At 61.6% G+C, this 17,422-nt stretch carries 20 protein-coding genes; 19 read left to right on the top strand and 1 reads right to left on the bottom strand.

What is annotated here, in order from left to right; genetic code table 11:
• Positions 1–74 precede the first annotated feature (74 nt).
• From H7C18_RS02260 to H7C18_RS02230, 7 genes are all read left to right on the top strand, one after another.
• Positions 75–674 carry a hypothetical protein gene (locus H7C18_RS02260; protein ID WP_185127381.1) on the top strand — a complete coding sequence of 200 codons (600 nt, stop codon included), beginning with the start codon at positions 75–77 and terminating at the stop codon, positions 672–674.
• A 146-nt stretch (positions 675–820) separates the two neighbouring features.
• A complete protein-coding gene (locus H7C18_RS02255) occupies positions 821–1,180 on the top strand; it encodes a histidine triad nucleotide-binding protein (RefSeq protein WP_185127380.1) in 360 nt (119 codons plus the stop codon).
• A 105-nt stretch (positions 1,181–1,285) separates the two neighbouring features.
• The gene (rpsU, locus tag H7C18_RS02250) at positions 1,286–1,459 is read left to right on the top strand and encodes a 30S ribosomal protein S21 (protein ID WP_027091135.1); all 174 of its coding nucleotides are present in this window, start codon (positions 1,286–1,288) and stop codon (positions 1,457–1,459) included.
• A 14-nt stretch (positions 1,460–1,473) separates the two neighbouring features.
• Positions 1,474–1,917 carry a GatB/YqeY domain-containing protein gene (locus H7C18_RS02245; protein WP_185127379.1) on the top strand — a complete coding sequence of 148 codons (444 nt, stop codon included), beginning with the start codon at positions 1,474–1,476 and terminating at the stop codon, positions 1,915–1,917.
• Between the two features lie 149 nt (positions 1,918–2,066).
• Positions 2,067–3,443: an NfeD family protein gene (locus H7C18_RS02240; protein WP_238357407.1), complete on the top strand. Its 1,377-nt coding sequence runs from the start codon at positions 2,067–2,069 to the stop codon at positions 3,441–3,443.
• A 19-nt stretch (positions 3,444–3,462) separates the two neighbouring features.
• Positions 3,463–4,455, top strand: a complete 993-nt coding sequence (gene floA, locus H7C18_RS02235; RefSeq protein WP_185127378.1) for a flotillin-like protein FloA — start codon at positions 3,463–3,465, stop codon at positions 4,453–4,455.
• A gap of 5 nt (positions 4,456–4,460) precedes the next feature.
• Positions 4,461–5,033, top strand: a complete 573-nt coding sequence (locus H7C18_RS02230) for a hypothetical protein (protein WP_185127377.1) — start codon at positions 4,461–4,463, stop codon at positions 5,031–5,033.
• Between the two features lie 154 nt (positions 5,034–5,187).
• Here H7C18_RS02230 and csaA read toward each other — a convergent pair whose 3' ends face one another.
• A complete protein-coding gene (gene csaA / locus H7C18_RS02225; RefSeq protein WP_185127376.1) occupies positions 5,188–5,517 on the bottom strand; it encodes a chaperone CsaA in 330 nt (109 codons plus the stop codon).
• Between the two features lie 164 nt (positions 5,518–5,681).
• On the opposite strand from csaA, the gene yqfC reads away from it, so the two are divergent.
• The 12 genes from yqfC to glyS all read left to right on the top strand — a co-directional run bounded on the left by yqfC (position 5,682) and on the right by glyS (position 17,396).
• On the top strand, positions 5,682–5,978 hold the full coding sequence (yqfC, locus tag H7C18_RS02220; protein WP_185127375.1) for a sporulation protein YqfC: 297 nt from the start codon (positions 5,682–5,684) through the stop codon (positions 5,976–5,978).
• 89 nt (positions 5,979–6,067) lie between these two features.
• Positions 6,068–7,285, top strand: a complete 1,218-nt coding sequence (yqfD, locus tag H7C18_RS02215) for a sporulation protein YqfD (protein ID WP_185127374.1) — start codon at positions 6,068–6,070, stop codon at positions 7,283–7,285.
• Between the two features lie 6 nt (positions 7,286–7,291).
• Complete coding sequence (locus H7C18_RS02210; protein ID WP_185127373.1) at positions 7,292–8,266, top strand: PhoH family protein; 975 nt, start codon at positions 7,292–7,294, stop codon at positions 8,264–8,266.
• A 15-nt stretch (positions 8,267–8,281) separates the two neighbouring features.
• Positions 8,282–10,576 (top strand): HD family phosphohydrolase, encoded by a 2,295-nt coding sequence (locus H7C18_RS02205; protein WP_185127372.1) that lies wholly within the window; start codon positions 8,282–8,284, stop codon positions 10,574–10,576.
• The gene (gene ybeY / locus H7C18_RS02200) at positions 10,573–11,106 is read left to right on the top strand and encodes an rRNA maturation RNase YbeY (RefSeq protein ID WP_185127371.1); all 534 of its coding nucleotides are present in this window, start codon (positions 10,573–10,575) and stop codon (positions 11,104–11,106) included. Before H7C18_RS02205 ends, ybeY begins: the two co-directional genes overlap by 4 nt.
• Positions 11,103–11,489 (top strand): diacylglycerol kinase family protein, encoded by a 387-nt coding sequence (locus H7C18_RS02195; RefSeq protein WP_238357406.1) that lies wholly within the window; start codon positions 11,103–11,105, stop codon positions 11,487–11,489. Before ybeY ends, H7C18_RS02195 begins: the two co-directional genes overlap by 4 nt.
• A 33-nt stretch (positions 11,490–11,522) precedes the next feature.
• Positions 11,523–11,954: a cytidine deaminase gene (gene cdd, locus H7C18_RS02190; protein WP_185127370.1), complete on the top strand. Its 432-nt coding sequence runs from the start codon at positions 11,523–11,525 to the stop codon at positions 11,952–11,954.
• On the top strand, positions 11,951–12,850 hold the full coding sequence (era, locus tag H7C18_RS02185) for a GTPase Era (protein WP_185127369.1): 900 nt from the start codon (positions 11,951–11,953) through the stop codon (positions 12,848–12,850). The genes cdd and era overlap by 4 nt, the downstream gene beginning before the upstream one ends.
• 103 nt (positions 12,851–12,953) lie before the next feature.
• Positions 12,954–13,112, top strand: coding sequence for a YqzL family protein (locus H7C18_RS02180; protein WP_185127368.1), 159 nt, complete (start codon positions 12,954–12,956; stop codon positions 13,110–13,112).
• Positions 13,113–13,151: 39 nt separating this feature from the next.
• The gene (recO, locus tag H7C18_RS02175; RefSeq protein WP_185127367.1) at positions 13,152–13,952 is read left to right on the top strand and encodes a DNA repair protein RecO; all 801 of its coding nucleotides are present in this window, start codon (positions 13,152–13,154) and stop codon (positions 13,950–13,952) included.
• A 476-nt stretch (positions 13,953–14,428) separates the two neighbouring features.
• Positions 14,429–15,316: a glycine--tRNA ligase subunit alpha gene (gene glyQ / locus H7C18_RS02170; RefSeq protein WP_185127451.1), complete on the top strand. Its 888-nt coding sequence runs from the start codon at positions 14,429–14,431 to the stop codon at positions 15,314–15,316.
• Positions 15,309–17,396 carry a glycine--tRNA ligase subunit beta gene (gene glyS / locus H7C18_RS02165; RefSeq protein WP_185127366.1) on the top strand — a complete coding sequence of 696 codons (2,088 nt, stop codon included), beginning with the start codon at positions 15,309–15,311 and terminating at the stop codon, positions 17,394–17,396. The genes glyQ and glyS overlap by 8 nt, the downstream gene beginning before the upstream one ends.
• Positions 17,397–17,422 lie beyond the last annotated feature (26 nt).

Raw genomic sequence — 17,422 nt, 5'->3', positions numbered from 1 at the left:
GGCATCGGCGCGCCCGAATCCGGGATAACCGGCAAGCATTCCGTTCCAGTCTTATTGAAGAAGGAGTTCTCGAAATGTCCGGAAAAAGAACCTACACCGTCCCGATTTTGCTGCTGATCGCGACGGTCCTTGCGACGCTGATCGTCATTTTGCTGTCCCGTCTCCTGATCGACGGGCAAGCGGACAAGCTCGACAAAGGAAAGAGGCTGGCCGAAGGCTACAATGATTGTCTCGCTTATGCAGGCATTCTGAAGGACGATGCCCGGGCGCTATCGGGCACCGCCGCGGCGGTCGACCGCCTGGCCGTGAAGGAGCGGATCGGCCAGGTTCCGCCGGTCTCGAGCGCATGCGGCAAGACTTTGTCCGAATCCGGCGTTCAATCGGGACAGACGCAGGAGGAAGCGGAGTCGGCCGTCTCCGCCGCCATGCAGACGATCTGGAGCAAGCTGGAGCCGATCGGCAATCACGACGGACCGCTGACGCAGGACGAGCTCGACACGCTCCAAAAGATCGGAGACGCCGGGGAGAAGCTCGAGACGACGCTGAAACAGTACGAAGTTCCGACCGGCGACGACCGTTTCCGGCAGATGGAGGCGGGGATCGATTGGGTCGGGCCTGCGGGGCAAACGGTCAAGCAGTTGCAGGATTTGGCGTCCGCACTGAACGCCAAGTGATATTCGCGCCGATAGCGGAGATCGTCGATATGGCCGCAAGCCAAACGGTCGGGGACTTCGACGGGCGAGGCCATCCCGCCGGTTGGACGAGCCGTTGCCGTTTGCGGTATGATAGAGGCACGATCATATGCGGAGGTTGAGTACATATGGATTGCTTGTTTTGCAAGATCGCGGAAGGCTCGATTCCGTCGCGGAAAGTGTACGAGGACGAGCACGTTTTGGCGTTCGAAGACATTCAGCCTCAAGCGCCCGTCCATCTGCTCGTCATCCCGAAGAAGCATATCGCTTCTCTGGACGAAGCGGGCCCCGAGGATGCGGAGCTGCTCGGCCGGGTGGCGTTGGCGGCCAGGCAGGCCGCGCGAGACGCCGGCATCGCGGAGAGCGGCTATCGCGTCATCACCAACATCGGCAAGGACAGCGGCCAGGTCGTTTTCCACGTTCATTACCACGTGCTCGGAGGCGAGCCGCTCGGCCCGCTGGTGGCCAAACCGTCCGCCGCGGAATAAGATGCTTGACTGCGCGTCCGGAAAGTTGACACTCCCTTTCTTCTTCGCCTATAATGAGGTTTGATAACCGTGTGTTGTGGTCTGTTCCGGAGGGAGGGATAACTGGTGTCCGAAACGAAAGTTCGCAAAAATGAATCACTCGACGCTGCACTCCGCCGTTTTAAGAAATCGATCGCGAAAGACGGCGTTCTCGCGGAACTGAAAAAACGCAAGCACTACGAGAAACCGAGCGTCAAGCGGAAGAAGAAGTCCGAGGCGGCTCGTAAACGCAAGTTCTAGGAGGAATTGGCAACATGACCCTCGCGGAACGTTTGAACGAAGACATGAAGCAAGCGATGAAGGCTCAGGACAAGTTCCGGCTTTCCACGATTCGTATGGTTCGTGCGTCGGTCAAAAATCAGGAAATCGATTTGCGCCGTCCGCTTGATGATAATGAAGTGCTCGATATTTTGAGCCGCGAAGTCAAACAACGCAAAGATTCCCTCCAGGAATTTCAGAAAGCCGGCCGGGACGATCTGGCTCAGGATTTGATTGCGGAAATCGACATCATCGCTCAATACCTTCCTCAGCAACTGACCGAAGAAGAGATCAAAGCTATTGTCAAGCAGACCATTCAAGAGACCGGTGCTTCTTCCAAGGCGGATATGGGAAAGTTAATGGGAGCGTTGATGCCGAAAGTGAAAGGACGCGCCGACGGCAAGCTCGTCAATCAATACGTCCAGCAGCTTCTGCAATAAGTTTCCCCAAACAACGATAAGCAGGGCGCTCCTCGTAAGAGGAGCGCTTTTTGCGTAAAAGGGCCCGAAAACCGCGTTTTTTGTAACCGGATGCGCAAAAATATCGTATATCAGCTTAATCCGAACCGGGAGCGAAAGGAGAGAGGCCATTGAACCGACATTCCGTCCCTAGCCGGGCGGCAACGCTGCTGCTCATGCTAACGGCGCTAATCGCGCTTGCCGCCATGGTCTTACCCGGGGCGGCGGCCGCCGCGGCCGAGCCATCTGTTCAACCGGGCGGCGGGGCGGTTTACGTTATTCCGGTCAAGATGAAGGTGGAGCGCGGACTGGCTTCGTTCGTGGACAGGGCGCTGACGGAAGCCGAAGAGGCGAGGGCGTCGCTCGCGGTGCTCGAGATCGATACGCCCGGCGGCAGTCTGGAGAGCGCCGACCGGATCGGCAAGCGCATTCGGGAGTCGAAAGTGCCGACGATCGCATACGTGGACGGGAAAGCCGCTTCGGCAGGCGCGTATCTGGCGCTGAACGCGGGCGGCATCGCGATGGCGCCCGGCGCCACGATCGGCGCCGCGATGGTGGTTGACGCCTCCGGGAACGCGGTCGAAAGTCCGAAAACGGTCTCGTTCTGGACAAGCGAGATGGTCGCGGCGGCGCAATTGAACGGCCGCGATCCGAAGATCGCGGAAGGAATGGTCGATCCGAACCGCACGATCGAAATCAAGGAGCTCGGGATCACGAAGGAAAAGGGCCAAATTTTGTCGCTGTCGGCGGAAGACGCGCGCAAGGTCGGCTATGCCGATGCCGTCGCCGGGAGCGTCGACGAAGCGATCCGTTGGCGGGGAGCGGACGCTTCCGGGATCGTTCGCATCGAGCCGAGCCTTGCCGAGAAGGCGTCGCAGGCGCTCGTCTCCCCGGGCGTCTCGACGATTCTTCTGATCGTCGGCCTTGCCGGCATTCTGATCGAGCTGTTCGTGCCGGGCTTCGGTGTTCCCGGCATTACGGGCATCGTCGCGTTCGGCCTGTACTTCTTCGGTCAGTTCGTCGCGGGCTTCGCCGAAGCGGAAGCGCTCGTCGTCTTCCTGCTCGGCATCCTTCTGCTCGTGCTGGAGATGTTCGTGCCGAGCTTCGGCATCCTCGGCATCTTGGGCGTAGCCGGCGTCGCGACGGGCATCGGAATGGCCGCTTACGATACCGGCGACGCGCTGCGTTCGCTCGGCTGGGCGGCTCTGGTCGCGCTGGCGCTCGCGGCGATTTTCGCCTATTTTTTCAGAAGCAGAGGGATCTGGAACCGGTTCGTGCTGCGCGAACAGCTGACGGCGGAGCTCGGGTACGTTCCGAACGGTCCGCGGGAAGGCTGGCTGGGCAAAGAGGGCGTCTCGCTGTCCGCGCTCCGTCCCGCCGGCGTCGCGGAGTTCGAGGGAGACCGCGTCGACGTCGTCACGTCCGGCGAATTCGTGGAAGCGGGACGCCGCGTCAGGGTTACGGCGGCGGACGGCACGAAGATTGTCGTGAAGGAAGTTCAAATTTGACCCTTTCGGGAGGAAACCTATGAACGGAAACGTGGAATTGCTCATCATCATCGCTGTCGTCGTCATTGCGCTGATCGTGTTTCTCAGCTTTTTCCCTTTGATGCTGTGGATTTCGGCTTGGGCTTCCGGGGTGCGCATCAGCATCTTGACGCTGGTGGCCATGAGGCTGAGAAGAGTCATTCCGCAGCGCATCGTCAACCCGATGATCAAGGCGACGAAGGCCGGATTGGGCCTGACCATCAACCAGCTGGAGAGCCACTTTCTGGCCGGGGGCAACGTGGACCGGGTGGTTAACGCGCTGATCGCGGCGCAGCGGGCGAATATCCCGCTCGTCTTCGAGCGCGCGGCGGCGATCGACCTCGCGGGCCGCGACGTGCTGCAGGCCGTGCAAATGAGCGTCAACCCGCGCGTCATCGAGACGCCGATCGTTTCGGCAGTGGCCAAAGACGGCATCGAAGTGAAGGTCAAGGCGCGGGTTACGGTTCGGGCCAACATCGACCGCCTCGTCGGCGGCGCCGGCGAGGAGACGATTATCGCGCGCGTAGGCGAGGGGATCGTCACCACCGTCGGCTCCTCGAACTCGCACAAGGACGTGTTGGAGAACCCGGATTTGATCTCGCGAACCGTTCTGAACAAAGGGCTGGATTCGGGGACCGCATTCGAGATTCTGTCGATCGATATCGCGGACGTGGACGTAGGCAAGAACATCGGCGCGCATCTGCAGACGGAGCAGGCGGAGGCCGACAAGCGGATCGCCCAGGCGAAGGCCGAGGAGCGCCGCGCGATGGCCGTCGCCCAGGAGCAGGAGATGCGGGCGAAGGTCGTCGAGATGAAGGCGAAGGTAGTCGAGGCGGAATCCGAGGTGCCGCTCGCGATGGCGGAAGCGCTGAAGGGCGGCAAGCTGGGCGTGATGGATTACCTCAATATGAAAAATCTCGAAGCCGACACCCAAATGAGAGGCTCGATCGGCGGTAAGACCGACGGAACGGGCGACGGCCAGGAAGGACGCTGACCGGGATGGAACAGGCGATGGACTTTCTCGGCCGCTACTACTTTCTGATCATCATCGCCGTCGGTTTGATTTACAGCCTGTTTTTCAAAAAATCGCCGCTGGAAAAGGGCCCGGCGAAGCGAAAGCCGGTTTCGCGGATGCCGGACTTCGGCGGCGGCGGCTTCCCGGGGCCGATGACGCGCCGGACGTCCTCGCCGGCGCCGTTGCGGCCCCGGGAACGGCCGCACGAAGACAAAGAACCGGCGCCGCAGCCCGGCATCGAACGCCGGGATCCTCTCGCGCCGGAACCGGTTGATTCGCCGGCCGCATCGATAGAGCCCGCGACGCCCCCGGCCGCGTTCCCGGCTCCCGGCGCTTCCGCTGCGCCGTCTTCCGCACCGGCAATGACCGGGTCGCCGACCTCCGCCTCGTCCGCCGCTCGCGCCGGCCTGGCCGCGGCGCTCGCTTCGCCGGAGCGCGGCGTATCGCCGGCCGAACGCGCGCCGGCCGGCTGGTCGCGCGACGAGCTCGCTCGCGCCGTCGTCATGGCCGAGGTGCTCGGCCCGCCCCGCGCCCGCAAGCCGTTTCGGCGGCGGTAGCGCCAAAAAAAGCTTCCGATCCGCATCATCAGCGGATTCGGAAGCCTTTTTGTTGTTTCGGAAATGATGCGACTTGATTTCCTGTGGATAACGGGGGCTCCCCCAAAAAGCTTCGAAGCATCACGTCACTTTTGGGGGATATATTCCGCCATGCTCAAGCAATCGGCGTTCCGTTCGGAACGGGCTCGTCCGGCCTTAGCAGCACGACGTCGCCCTCCTCCGGCACGCCTCCCAGAACCAATACTTCCGATTCGAATCCGGCGATCCGGCGGACCGGAAAGTTGACGACGGCAGCCACCTGGCGGCCGACCAATATCGCAGGATCGTATCTCCTCGTAATTTGCGCGGATGACCGCTTCTTTCCCAATTCTCCGAAGTCGATCTCCAGCTTGATCGCCGGTTTGCGCACTTCCGGAAAAGGTTCCGCCCTCGTAATCGTGCCGATGCGAATGTCCAAATTGCCGAACTCCTCGACCGTTGCCATGCCGATCCGCCTCCCTCTATATCAATCGATCATAGCAGAAGACCGCGCTTATGGCACGCCATCCCGGGAAAAGCTGCCGCGAACTCCTCATCGCCGGCATTTCCGCCGCTTCATAATCGAGGCATGCGCCGCATATGTTTTACGGTAAAGGAGGGGGGCGCGTCATGCCGCGACTCGTCCGCAAACTGCGCAACTGGACCGCACGCGTCCTCGATCTGCCGCAGGACGTCGTGCTCGACCTCCCGCGGGTGACGCTGATCGGAGGCATTCAATTGACGGTGGAGAATCATCGCGGCGTGCTTCATTTCGCGTCGGATTCCCTCCGTTTGGCCATGGAGAAGGGCGAATTGGAAGTGACGGGCCGCGATTTGACGATCCGCAACATCGGGCCCGAGGAAGTGCTGGTGGAAGGACGGATAACGGGCGTGCTGCTAAGCAAGGAGGCGTTTCCGCCGGGCTGATCGCAAGCGCGGCGGAAACGCCGCAGACGCGCATCGAGCGGCCGGACAGGCTCCCCGCGGAGCGCGGCCGAGGGAAGGATGGGGCAGGGATGAAGGGAAGCTGGATTCAGTACGCGCGCGGCTTCGTGACGGTCAAGCTGGCCGCCGGACAGCCGGGCGCATTCCTGAACGCCGCGCTGGCGGACAAGCTGGAGCTGTGGGATCTCTATTACGATAAGGACGAAAAGCTGGTGTTCCGGGTCACGGTCCCGGACTACTTTCGCCTGCGGCCGCTGCTGCGCCGAGCCAAAGGGCGTACGAGAGTCATGGAACGGCACGGCCTGCCGTTCCAGATGGCCCGCCTGTCGCGCCGCAAGACATTCGCGGGGGGCCTGATCGGTTTCGTCGCCGCCCTTTACGTGCTGTCGACGCTGATCTGGAACGTGAAGGTGGAGGGCATCAGCCGCATGTCGGCGGACCAGGTTCTCGCCGCGGCCAAAGCCGAGGGCGTATACAAATTCCAATGGTCGTTCCGTCTGCCGGACACCTCGGTGATCGCCGACCGTATCGCCGGCCGCCTGCCGGAAGCCGCCTGGGTCGGCGTGGAGCGGAACGGGACGAGCATCGACATTACGGTGGTCGAGGCGAAGAAGCCGGACGTAACGGCGCCGGAATCGCCGCGCGACCTGGTTGCCACTCATGACGCCGTCGTCACGTATATCGTAGCGGAGAACGGCCGTCCGAAGGTGCAGACGAACCAGCGCGTCCGCAAAGGGGACGTGCTCATCTCCGGCATCGTCGGAGAAGGGGACCGCACGAAGGCGGTCGTCTCCAAAGGCGAGGTGCGCGGGCTCGTCTGGCAGGAATACGACATCGTATCGCCGCTCGTCCGCAAAGCCCAAGCCTACACCGGAGCCGCGAACGATCGCAAGTACCTCATTATCGGCAATCGCGCCTTGCAAATAACAGGCTACAAGCTGAAGCCGTTCGAAAAGTCGGATTACCGTTCCGACATCAAGCGCCTGGCGTGGGGAAAATGGACGCTGCCGTTCGGGACCTGGGACGAGCGGGAGCAGGAAGTCGTCTATCAGGAGCAGACGCTGACGGCGGAGCAGGCGAAGGAAGCCGGATTGGCCCAGGCGAGGAAGCAGCTGCTCGCCAAGAGCGGCAAAGGGGCCGTCATCCGCGCGGAAAAAATTTTGCATGAACAAACGGAGAATGGTAAAGTGATGATAAAAGTTTTATTCGAGGTTGAACAATCCATCGTCTCCGAACGTCCAATCGTTCAGACGAACCAACTTCCAGGTCAAGCGATTCAGGGGGAATGAGGCTTTTTGTCGGAAACCACATCCATCATCTCGATCCCGCTTCGTAGCACGGCGGAAGGACTGGCTCTGTTCGGTCCGCAGGACAAGTTCCTAAGGCTGATTCAGGCGGACTCGGAGGCTTCGATCCATTCCCGGGAAGCCGAGATCGTCATCGAAGGCTCCGAATCCGAGGTCCGTTCGCTTCATCAGTTGTTCGACACGCTGCTGCAGCTGATTCACAGCGGCTTGTCGCTTAGCGAGCGCGACGTCCGTTATGCGCACGAGCTGGCCCGCGAATTGAAAGCGGACCAGTTGCTCTCCCTGTTCAAGGGAGAGATCGCCACGACGTTCCGCGGCAAGCCGATCGTCCCCAAGACGCTCGGCCAACGGCATTACATCACGACGATCCGCAAGAAGGATATCGTCTTCGGCATCGGACCGGCCGGCACCGGCAAGACGTATCTGGCGGTCGTCTCCGCCGTCGCCGCGCTCAAGGACGGCCGGATCAAGCGCATCCTGCTGGCCCGCCCGGCCGTCGAAGCCGGCGAGAACCTGGGCTTTCTGCCCGGCGACTTGCAGGAGAAGGTCGATCCGTACTTGCGGCCGCTGTACGACGCGCTGAACGACGTGCTCGGTCCGGACGGCGTCGCCAAGGCGATGGAACGGGGACTCATCGAGATCGCTCCGCTCGCCTACATGCGCGGCCGGACGCTGGACGATTCGTTCGTCATTCTCGACGAAGCGCAGAATACGACGGCCGAGCAGATGAAAATGTTCCTGACACGGCTCGGCTTCGGTTCGCATATGGTCATTACCGGCGACGTGACGCAGATCGATCTGCCCAAAGGAAAAAAGTCCGGGCTGATCGAGGCCCAGCGCATTTTGCGGGATATTCCGGAGATCGGAATGGTGGCGTTCTCGGAGCAGGACGTCGTCCGCCATGCTTTGGTGCAGAAGATTATCCAGGCTTACGACCGCGACCAGCAAGATCAACCAACGTAAAGAGGAGGACGCCGGATGAATCGGAAACGAAACGGACCGGCGAGAGCGTCGTCATCCTTTTCCGCAGGGGGTTGGAAGCGCAGCGGAGCCGTCAGAGTGCTGCTGCTGCTGCTGTTCGTGCTGCTTTTTTATTTCAGCTTGGCTTCGCGGCTGGTTCCCCAGACTTACGATATTACGCTGAACGGCAAAACGGAGCACGACATCAAGGCGCCGCGCCAGATCGTGGACGAGAAGGCGACGCTGGAGGCGCAGGAGAAGGCGGCCGACAAAGTCAGCCCCGTCTACTCGCTGGTATCGCTTCATAACGAGCAGCTGCTGGACGAGATTCTGGTCCGCATCGATCAGCTGAATCAGGACGATCAGGTGACGACGGACAACAAGGTCGATATTTACCGGACGGATATTCCCGCCCGGCTCGACCAGTTCGTCGCGTCGTTCGTTCAGAACAATTCCGGCGGCGAGACGTATTCCGCCAGCTTGCTCGAAGAGATGCAGAAAGACATTCAGACGCAGAAGTACAGCATTCCGGAAGAGACGTTCTACAAGCTTCCGAAGCTGACCTCCGACCAGATCTCCGACATGCGGGTCGTCGGCCGGGACATCGTGCGGAAGCTGATGAACGAGTCGGTGCCGGATGCCGAGACGGCCCGGGTCAAGGTGGCGGAGCTGGTCAACACGAGCTCGCTCGACCAGAAGACGGAGCGCGAGACGGTTCAGGAGCTCGCCCGCTTCGTGCTGACGCCGAACAAGTTCTACGACAAAGACGCCACCGAGAACGCCAAAGTGCAGGCGAAGCAGGACACGCAGCCGATCGTGTACAAGCCCGGAGACGTCATCGTCAAGGCGGGACAAGTCATTACGCAGGATATGTACGACCGGCTCGACAGCATGGGCATGCTGAAGGCGCAGAAAAATTACTGGCCGCAGCTCGGCGTGCTGCTGCTGTCGATCTTGTTCGTTCTGTCGTTCTACGGGTACGGAGAGATGACGTCGTGGGCCGGATCCGCCTCCCTGTCCGAAGGCGCGGCTTCGTCAGGCCCCGCCCGAAGCGACAACGTGAAGCTCTTGATGATGCTGGTGATCTTCGCGATCAATCTGCTGCTCATGCACCTGGTTGCGCTGGCGCCGACCGACCGCTGGCCGAACATCGGCTTTCTGGCGCCGGTCGCGCTCGGAAGCATGCTTGTCACGCTGCTGCTGGACATGCATATGGGCCTTGTCAGCGCACTGTTGTTCACGGTATTTTCCAGCGTCATTCTGAACGTGGGCCAGCAGTCCGTATTCGACTTCCGTTACGGATTCGTCGCCGCCGTCGTCTCGTTCACGTCCGTGCTGGCGATTCATCGCGCCAGCCAGCGGTCGGCGATCTTGAAGGCGGGCATCATGATCAGCCTGTTCGGATCCGTCGCCGTGGTGGCGCTCATGCTCGTGGAATCGGACCTGGATCGCGTGCAACTGCTGCAATCGGTCAGCTTCATGTTCGTGAGCGGGCTGCTCACGGCGATTCTCGTCGTCGGCGTCATGCCGTTTTTCGAAGTGACGTTCGGCATTCTGTCCGCGCTGAAGCTGGTGGAGCTGTCCAACCCGAATCACCCGTTGCTGCGCAAGCTGCTCACCGAGACGCCGGGAACGTACCATCACAGCCTGATGGTCGGCAACCTGTCGGAGGCGGCGGCGGAAGCGGTCGGCGCGAACGGCCTGCTGTGCCGGGTCGGCTCGTTCTACCACGACGTCGGCAAGACGAAGCGGCCGATGTACTTCATCGAGAACCAGAACGGCGGCGCCAATCCGCACGACAAGCTCGATCCGAAGGTCAGCGCGTCGATCATTATCGCCCACGCCCGGGACGGGGCGGAGATGCTGAAGCAGCACAAGCTGCCGAAGCAGATCCGGGACATCGCCGAGCAGCACCATGGGACGACGTTCCTGAAGTTTTTTTATTACAAAGCGGCCAAGCAGGCGGAGCAAGAGGGCATTCCGCTCGAATATACGGAAGACGACTTCCGCTATCCGGGGCCTAAAGCCCAGACCAAGGAAGCCGCGATCGTCGGCATCGCCGACAGCGTGGAAGCGGCGGTCCGCTCGCTCGACCATCCTACGGTCGAACAGGTCGAGACGATCATCGGGAAAATTATCAAAGACCGGCTGGACGACCAGCAATTCAACGAATGCGACTTGACGCTGCGGGAAATGGACAAGATCGCGGTGACGTTGAAGGAGACGGTGCTCGGCATGTTCCATTCCCGGATCGAGTATCCCGACGACAAAGATTTGAAAATTCGCAAAGAGACAAAGGAGCGGCAGGCATGACGTTGGCGCTGGAGTGGATCGACGAGAGAGAACAAGGCGGCGATTCAGCGGAAGCGGATTGGCCGGATCTGCTGGAGAGGCTTCTGCAGCTCGCAGGGGAGATGGAAGGCGTGGAAGACGGCGTCGTGACGCTGACGCTGACCGACGACGAAGGCATCCGCGAGCTGAACCGGGAGCACCGGGGACTGGACAAGCCGACCGACGTCTTGAGCTTCCCGATGAGAAGCGCCGATGACGAGGAGACGGAGATCGTCTACGACGACGATTACGAGACGCTGGAGGACGATCCGGAAGCCGAGGACGATTCGTTCGATCCGTTCGCCGAGCTGCTTGGCGATATCGTCATCTCCGTCCCGCGCGCCATCGAACAGGCGAATGAATACGGACACGCGGTCGAGCGGGAATTGGGCTTCCTGTTCGTTCACGGCTTCCTCCACCTGCTCGGGTACGATCACGAGAGCGAGGAGGAAGAGAAGGCGATGTTCGCCAAGCAGGAAGCGGTACTCACGAAAGCGGGGTTGTCCCGTTGAGCGGGAGAAGAAGACGCAATCGAACCGAGAGCGAATCGTTCCGCAATGCCTTGGAAGGGATTCATTACGCTCTCGGGCATGAACCGCATATGAAATTCCATCTTCTTGCCTCGGCGATCGTTGCCATCGCCGGGGCAGTGCTGCGAGTGGACGCCGGAGAATGGCTGTGGCTGCTCTCCGCCATCGCGGCGGTATGGGTGACCGAGCTGCTCAATACCGGCGTGGAGCGGGCGGTCGACTTGGCGTCGCCGGACGACCATGAACTGGCGAAGATCGCCAAGGACGCCGCGGCGGGGGCCGTGCTGGTCGCATCGCTGTATGCGGCCGCGGTCGGCGTCATCGTATTGGGCCCTCCGCTTTGGCGGGCTTTTTTCGGCTCTTGACCCAACCGTGTCCATAACCGAAGGAGGGACGGCATGAGCGAATCGAATGAGCAATTGATCCGGGAGGCGGCCGAAGCGAGGACAAGGGCGTATGCGCCTTATTCGAATTTCAAGGTCGGAGCGGCCTTGCTTGACGCGGATGGCGTCGTTCATCCGGGCTGCAATGTCGAGAACGCGGCCTACGGACCGACCAACTGCGCCGAACGGACCGCGCTGTTCCGGGCCATTGCGGACGGCTGCGCGCCGGGTTCGTTCCGGGCGCTCGCCGTCATCGGCGACACGGACGAGCCGATCGCTCCTTGCGGCGTCTGCCGCCAGGTCATCTCCGAGCTGTGCGCGCCGGACATGCCGATTATTCTAAGCAACCTGAAGGGCGACGTCCGCGTGACGACGCCCTCGGAGCTGCTGCCAGGAGCCTTCTCGCTCCACGACAACCGCGATTACGGAAAGAAGGATGCGCCTTGAGCGAGCATAAATTCAAATCCGGGTTCGTCGCCATCGTCGGCCGCCCGAACGTCGGCAAATCGACCTTGATGAACCAGGTCATCGGGCAGAAGATCGCCATCATGTCCGACAAGCCGCAGACGACCCGCAACAAAATTCACGGGGTATACACCACGGAAGACGCGCAAATCGTGTTTCTGGACACGCCCGGCATTCACAAGCCGAATTCCAAGCTCGGCGACTACATGGTCAAATCCGCCCAGAGCGCTCTCGACGAGGTGGACGCGGTGCTGTTCCTGACCGACGTCTCCGAAGAGCTCGGGGGCGGGGACCGCTACATTATCGAACAGCTCAAAAAGGTCGATACGCCGGTATTTCTCGTCCTGAACAAGATCGACAAGGTTCATCCGGAAGAGCTTCTGCCGATCATCGAGAAGTACGCGAGGCTCCATTCTTTCACGGAGGTCGTTCCGGTGTCCGCGCTGCTCGGCAACAACGTGACGACGCTGCTGGACCAGATCGCCAAATATTTGCCGGAAGGACCGATGTATTATCCGGCCGACCAGGTGACGGACCATCCCGAGCAGTTCGTCTGCGCCGAGCTCATCCGGGAGAAAATTTTGCAATTGACGCGCGAGGAAATCCCGCACTCGATCGCGGTGGAGATCGAGAGCATGGGGACGGGAGCGAACGGCGTCGTCAATATCGGCGCGGTCATCTACGTGGAGCGATCGTCGCAGAAAGGGATCGTCATCGGCAAGAACGGGGCGATGCTCAAGGAAGTGGGCAAGCTGGCCAGGCAGGACATGGAACGGCTGCTCGGATCCAAAATCTTTCTGGAGCTGTGGGTCAAAGTAAAGGAAGATTGGCGCAACCGCGAATCGGTGCTCAAATCGCTCGGTTTCCGGCACGACTAAAGCCTTTCCAGCAAGATGTTGTCAGGCATACCCCGGGCGGCGCCGTGACATCCTAAAGACGGAATTCGGGCAATTCATTTCCGTCGGGAGAGGATGAGGCGCTGTGCGGGATTTCACGTGGCACGTGTTTACGCAGACCGGCGATATTGAAGCCTATTTGCTGTACAAGGAAATGAACAAGCTCGGGACGGGCGGCGAGGAGCCGCCGGGCGCTCCCGATTCGCCGGAGGGCGATTCCGCGGTCGAACCGGCATCGCCCTGACGGGCGGTGCCGGGCTTGCAACGGACGGAGGGTTGTCCGATGCTGTATCGGATGGAAGGAATCGTTATCCGCGGAACGGACTATGGCGAAGGCAATAAAATCATTACGATCCTCACCCCATCGCACGGCAAGCAGGGAATCGTGGTCAAGGGCGCGCGCAAGCCCAAAAGCCGCTATTCCTCTTTGGCGCAGCCGTTTACGCATGGGGATTTTTCTTTCTATAAATCCGGCCAGCTCGGCACCCTGAACAGCGGCGAAATCATCGAGTCCTACCGGGCGCTCAGGGAAGGGCTGGAGGAGGCCGCTTATGCGGCTTACGCCGCGGAGCTATGCGATCGGGGCGTCGGGGAAGAAGATGCGGGCGGCTTTCTTTTTCACCAGTTGAAAGCTTGCTTCGACGCTCTGGCCGAAGGCAAGGATCCGCAGATCGTCATCCGCGCCTTCGAGATGAAAATTGCCGGGATCGCCGGCTACGCCCCCTTGCTCGACGAATGCGCCGGCTGCGGCCGTACCGGCGTTCCGTTTCGCTTCAGTCCGGGCGCGGGCGGGGCGCTTTGCCCCTATTGCCGCGGCAAGGACCCGTACGCCTTGGACCTGAGCGAGACGGCATGGAAACTTCTGCGGTTGTTTGCCGGGCTGGATCTTCGCCGGCTCGGGCAGATCAACGTCAAGGACGCGCTCAAAAACGAGCTTCGTCTCGCCATGCGGAAGTGGATGGACCACCATCTCGGGCTGAAGCTCAAGTCGCAGCATTTTCTGGATCAGTGGGAGCGCCTGGCCGAACGGATCGATTCCGACATGCGCGCTCCAAGGGCCGACCGCCCCGCCGAACCGGAGTAGCGAACGAGGGTAAACTCAAGCTTCGAGCAATGTCCAAGCATGGACTGAACGTTAAGCGGGCGAACCGCCGGCCGCGCATTTGACATCCCGGGCGGCATTCGGCTAGAATAATGCATATTAATGGCTTCGTTCTCGTTGAAGGAGAAGGAGTAGCCGGTTGACGGTCGGCATCAGCGAGCCGGGGGCGGTGGGAGCCCGGCGCGACGAATCGGCGAAGGGCGCTCCCGAGAGAAACGGCCATGCCAAAGAGCGGGCAAACGAGCGGCATCCGCCGGCGGACTTCGGTTCCCGGGCGGTGACGCGACGGCGCCAAGTAGGGTGGAACCGCGGGAACGAGCTCCCGTCCCTACGTCTGCGAGGGCAGACGTGGAGACGGGAGCTTTTTGAGCTGCCGGCTGCCGGTCCGCCCCTCTCGCAAGTGCCGCCAACCAAGCTCCCCGCGGGGAGAAAGAAGGAGAAGAACAATCGTGGCGAAGATGAATTTTCAGCAGATGACGCTGACGCTGCAGCAGTTCTGGGCCGAGCAGAACTGCATCGTCGTGCAGCCGTACGACGTGGAGAAAGGCGCGGGAACGATGAACCCGATGACGTTCCTGCGAGCGATCGGACCGGAACCGTGGAACGTCGCCTACGTGGAGCCGTCCCGCCGGCCGGCGGACGGCCGTTACGGCGAGAATCCGAACCGGCTGTATCAGCATCACCAGTTCCAGGTTATCATGAAGCCGTCGCCGGACAACATTCAGGAGCTGTATTTGGAGAGCTTGAACCGGCTTGGCATCAACCCGCGCCACCATGACATCCGCTTTGTCGAGGACAACTGGGAGAATCCTTCTCTCGGCTGCGCCGGACTCGGCTGGGAGGTATGGCTGGACGGCATGGAAATCACCCAGTTTACGTACTTCCAGCAAGTCGGGGGCATCGATTGCCACCCGGTTTCGGCCGAAATTACGTACGGCATGGAGCGGCTGGCTTCCTACATTCAGGACAAGGAGAACGTATACGATCTCGAATGGGTGAACGGCGTCCGCTACGGCGACGTGTTCAAGCATCCGGAATACGAGCATTCAAAATATACGTTCGAGGTGTCCGACGCGGCGATGCTGTTCCAGCTGTTCTCGACCTACGAGGCCGAAGCGAAGCGCGCCATGGATGAGAATCTCGTTTTTCCCGCGTACGATTACGTGTTGAAATGCTCGCATACGTTTAACCTGCTGGACGCGCGCGGCGCGGTCAGCGTAACCGAGCGGACAGGCTATATCGGCCGCGTGCGCAACCTGGCGCGGCAAGTGGCCGCGACCTTCCTGCAGGAGCGCGAGCGGCTCGGCTTCCCGCTGCTGAAGAAAGGAGTGGAGATCGATGGCTAAGGATCTGCTGCTGGAGATCGGCCTGGAAGAAGTGCCGGCCCGCTTCGTGCGCGCCGCGATGGACCAGCTCAAGGACAAGACGGAGAAATGGCTCGACGGCAGCCGTATCGGGTATAAGGAAGTGCGGGCGTTCGCAACGCCGCGGCGGCTGGCCGTGCTCGTGACCGGGCTCGCCGACAGGCAGGCGGACGTCAGCGAGGAAGTGAAAGGGCCGGCGCGGAAGATCGCATTGGACGAAGCCGGCGGCTGGTCGAAGGCTGCGCTCGGCTTCGCGCGCAGCCAGGGCGTTGAGCCGGAAGCGCTGTTCTTCAAGGAGCTGTCCGGGGTCGAATACGTGTACGCCAACAAGTCGAGCGTCGGCGTCGATACGGCGAGCCTGCTTCCGGACGCGCTGCCGTCGCTCGCGACGTCGCTCACTTTTCCGAAAAACATGCGTTGGGGCTCCTGGGAGCTGCGGTACATCCGGCCGATCCGCTGGCTCGTCGCTCTCCACGGATCGGAAGTCGTGCCGTTCGAGATTGCCGGCGTCGAGACCGGCCGCACGACGCGAGGCCACCGCTTCCTGGGCGCGGACGCGACGATCGAAGAACCGGCGCAGTACGTCGGCAAGTTGCGGGAGCAGCACGTGATCGCGGACGTGGAAGAGCGCAAGGCGGCCATCGTAAACGGCATCGACGGGCTGGCCGCGGAACGGGGATGGAAGATCGCGGTGAAGGAAGACCTGCTGGAAGAAGTGCTCTTCCTGGTCGAGACGCCGACGGTTCTGTACGGGACGTTCGATCCTTCGTTCCTGAACATTCCGCAGGAAGTGCTCATTACTTCGATGCGCGAGCATCAGCGCTACTTCCCGGTGCTGAACGCGGAAGGGAAGCTGCAGCCTTATTTCGTCACCGTTCGCAACGGCGACGCCATGTCGCTGGACGTTGTCGCCAAGGGCAACGAGAAAGTGCTGCGGGCGCGCCTGTCCGACGCGAAGTTTTTCTATGAAGAGGATCAGAAGGTTGCGATTCCGGACTTCCTCGCCAAGCTGGAAAACATCGTGTATCACGAGGAGCTCGGCACCGTCGCCGACAAAGTTCGGCGCATCCGCGACGTCGCGAACAAGCTTGCCCGGAAGCTGCGGGCGGACGAATCGGCGCAGGCCGGCGTCGACCGTGCGGCCGAGCTGTGCAAGTTCGACCTCGTGACGCAGATGGTATACGAGTTCCCGGAGCTGCAGGGCATCATGGGCGAAGATTACGCCCGCAAGGCCGGCGAGAAGGAAGCCGTCGCCCGTGCGATCAACGAGCACTACTCGCCGCGCAACGCGGGAGACACGCCGCCGGAATCGCTCGTCGGCGCCATCGTCGGCATCGCCGACAAGCTGGACACGATCGTCGGCTGCTTCTCGATCGGCATCGTGCCGACCGGCTCCCAGGATCCGTACGCGCTGCGCCGCCAAGCGGCCGGCATCGTCTCGACGCTGCTCGCGCGCGAGCTGGAACTGCCGCTGCCGGAACTGTTCCAGCTGGCGCTGGAGACGCTCGCCGCCGCCAGGCCGCTGAAGCGCGAAGCTTACGACGTGCTGCGCGACCTGAACGAATTTTTCGCGCTGCGGGTGAAGAACGTGCTGGCCGACCAGCAGATTCGATACGACGTCGCGGACGCCGTGCTGAGCGCGGGCTGCGCCGACGTGCGCCGCACGCTGCTGCGGGCGAAGGCGCTGCAGGACGAATCGGAAGGCGCGCGGAAGGAAGCGTTCCGGCCGGCCGTCGATTCGTTCAACCGCGTCTGCAATTTGGCGGCGAAAGCGGACGAATCCCGGCAGATCGACGCCAGCCTGTTCGCGGATCCGGCCGAAGGCGCCTTGTACGAGGCGTGGCAGAAGGCGCACGGAACGTATGCCAAAGCCGTGAACGAGGCGAAGCTGGAAGAGGCGCTTGCCGCGCTCTCCGCCTTGAACGGACCGATCTCCGGCTTCTTCGAAGCGGTGATGGTCATGGCGGAGGACGAGGCGATTCGCCGCAACCGGTTGTCGCTGCTCGCCAATATCGCCGACGACGTCAAATCGTTCGCCGATTTCTCCAAGTGGGTAGGGTGAATTTCGACGCCAAGAGCGGCGGCAAG

Source organism: Cohnella zeiphila, assembly GCF_014212055.1.
Lineage (GTDB): Bacteria > Bacillota > Bacilli > Paenibacillales > Paenibacillaceae > Cohnella > Cohnella zeiphila.
Note: the sequence above shows the minus strand (reverse complement) of the source record. Positions and strands in the feature narration are given on the sequence as shown.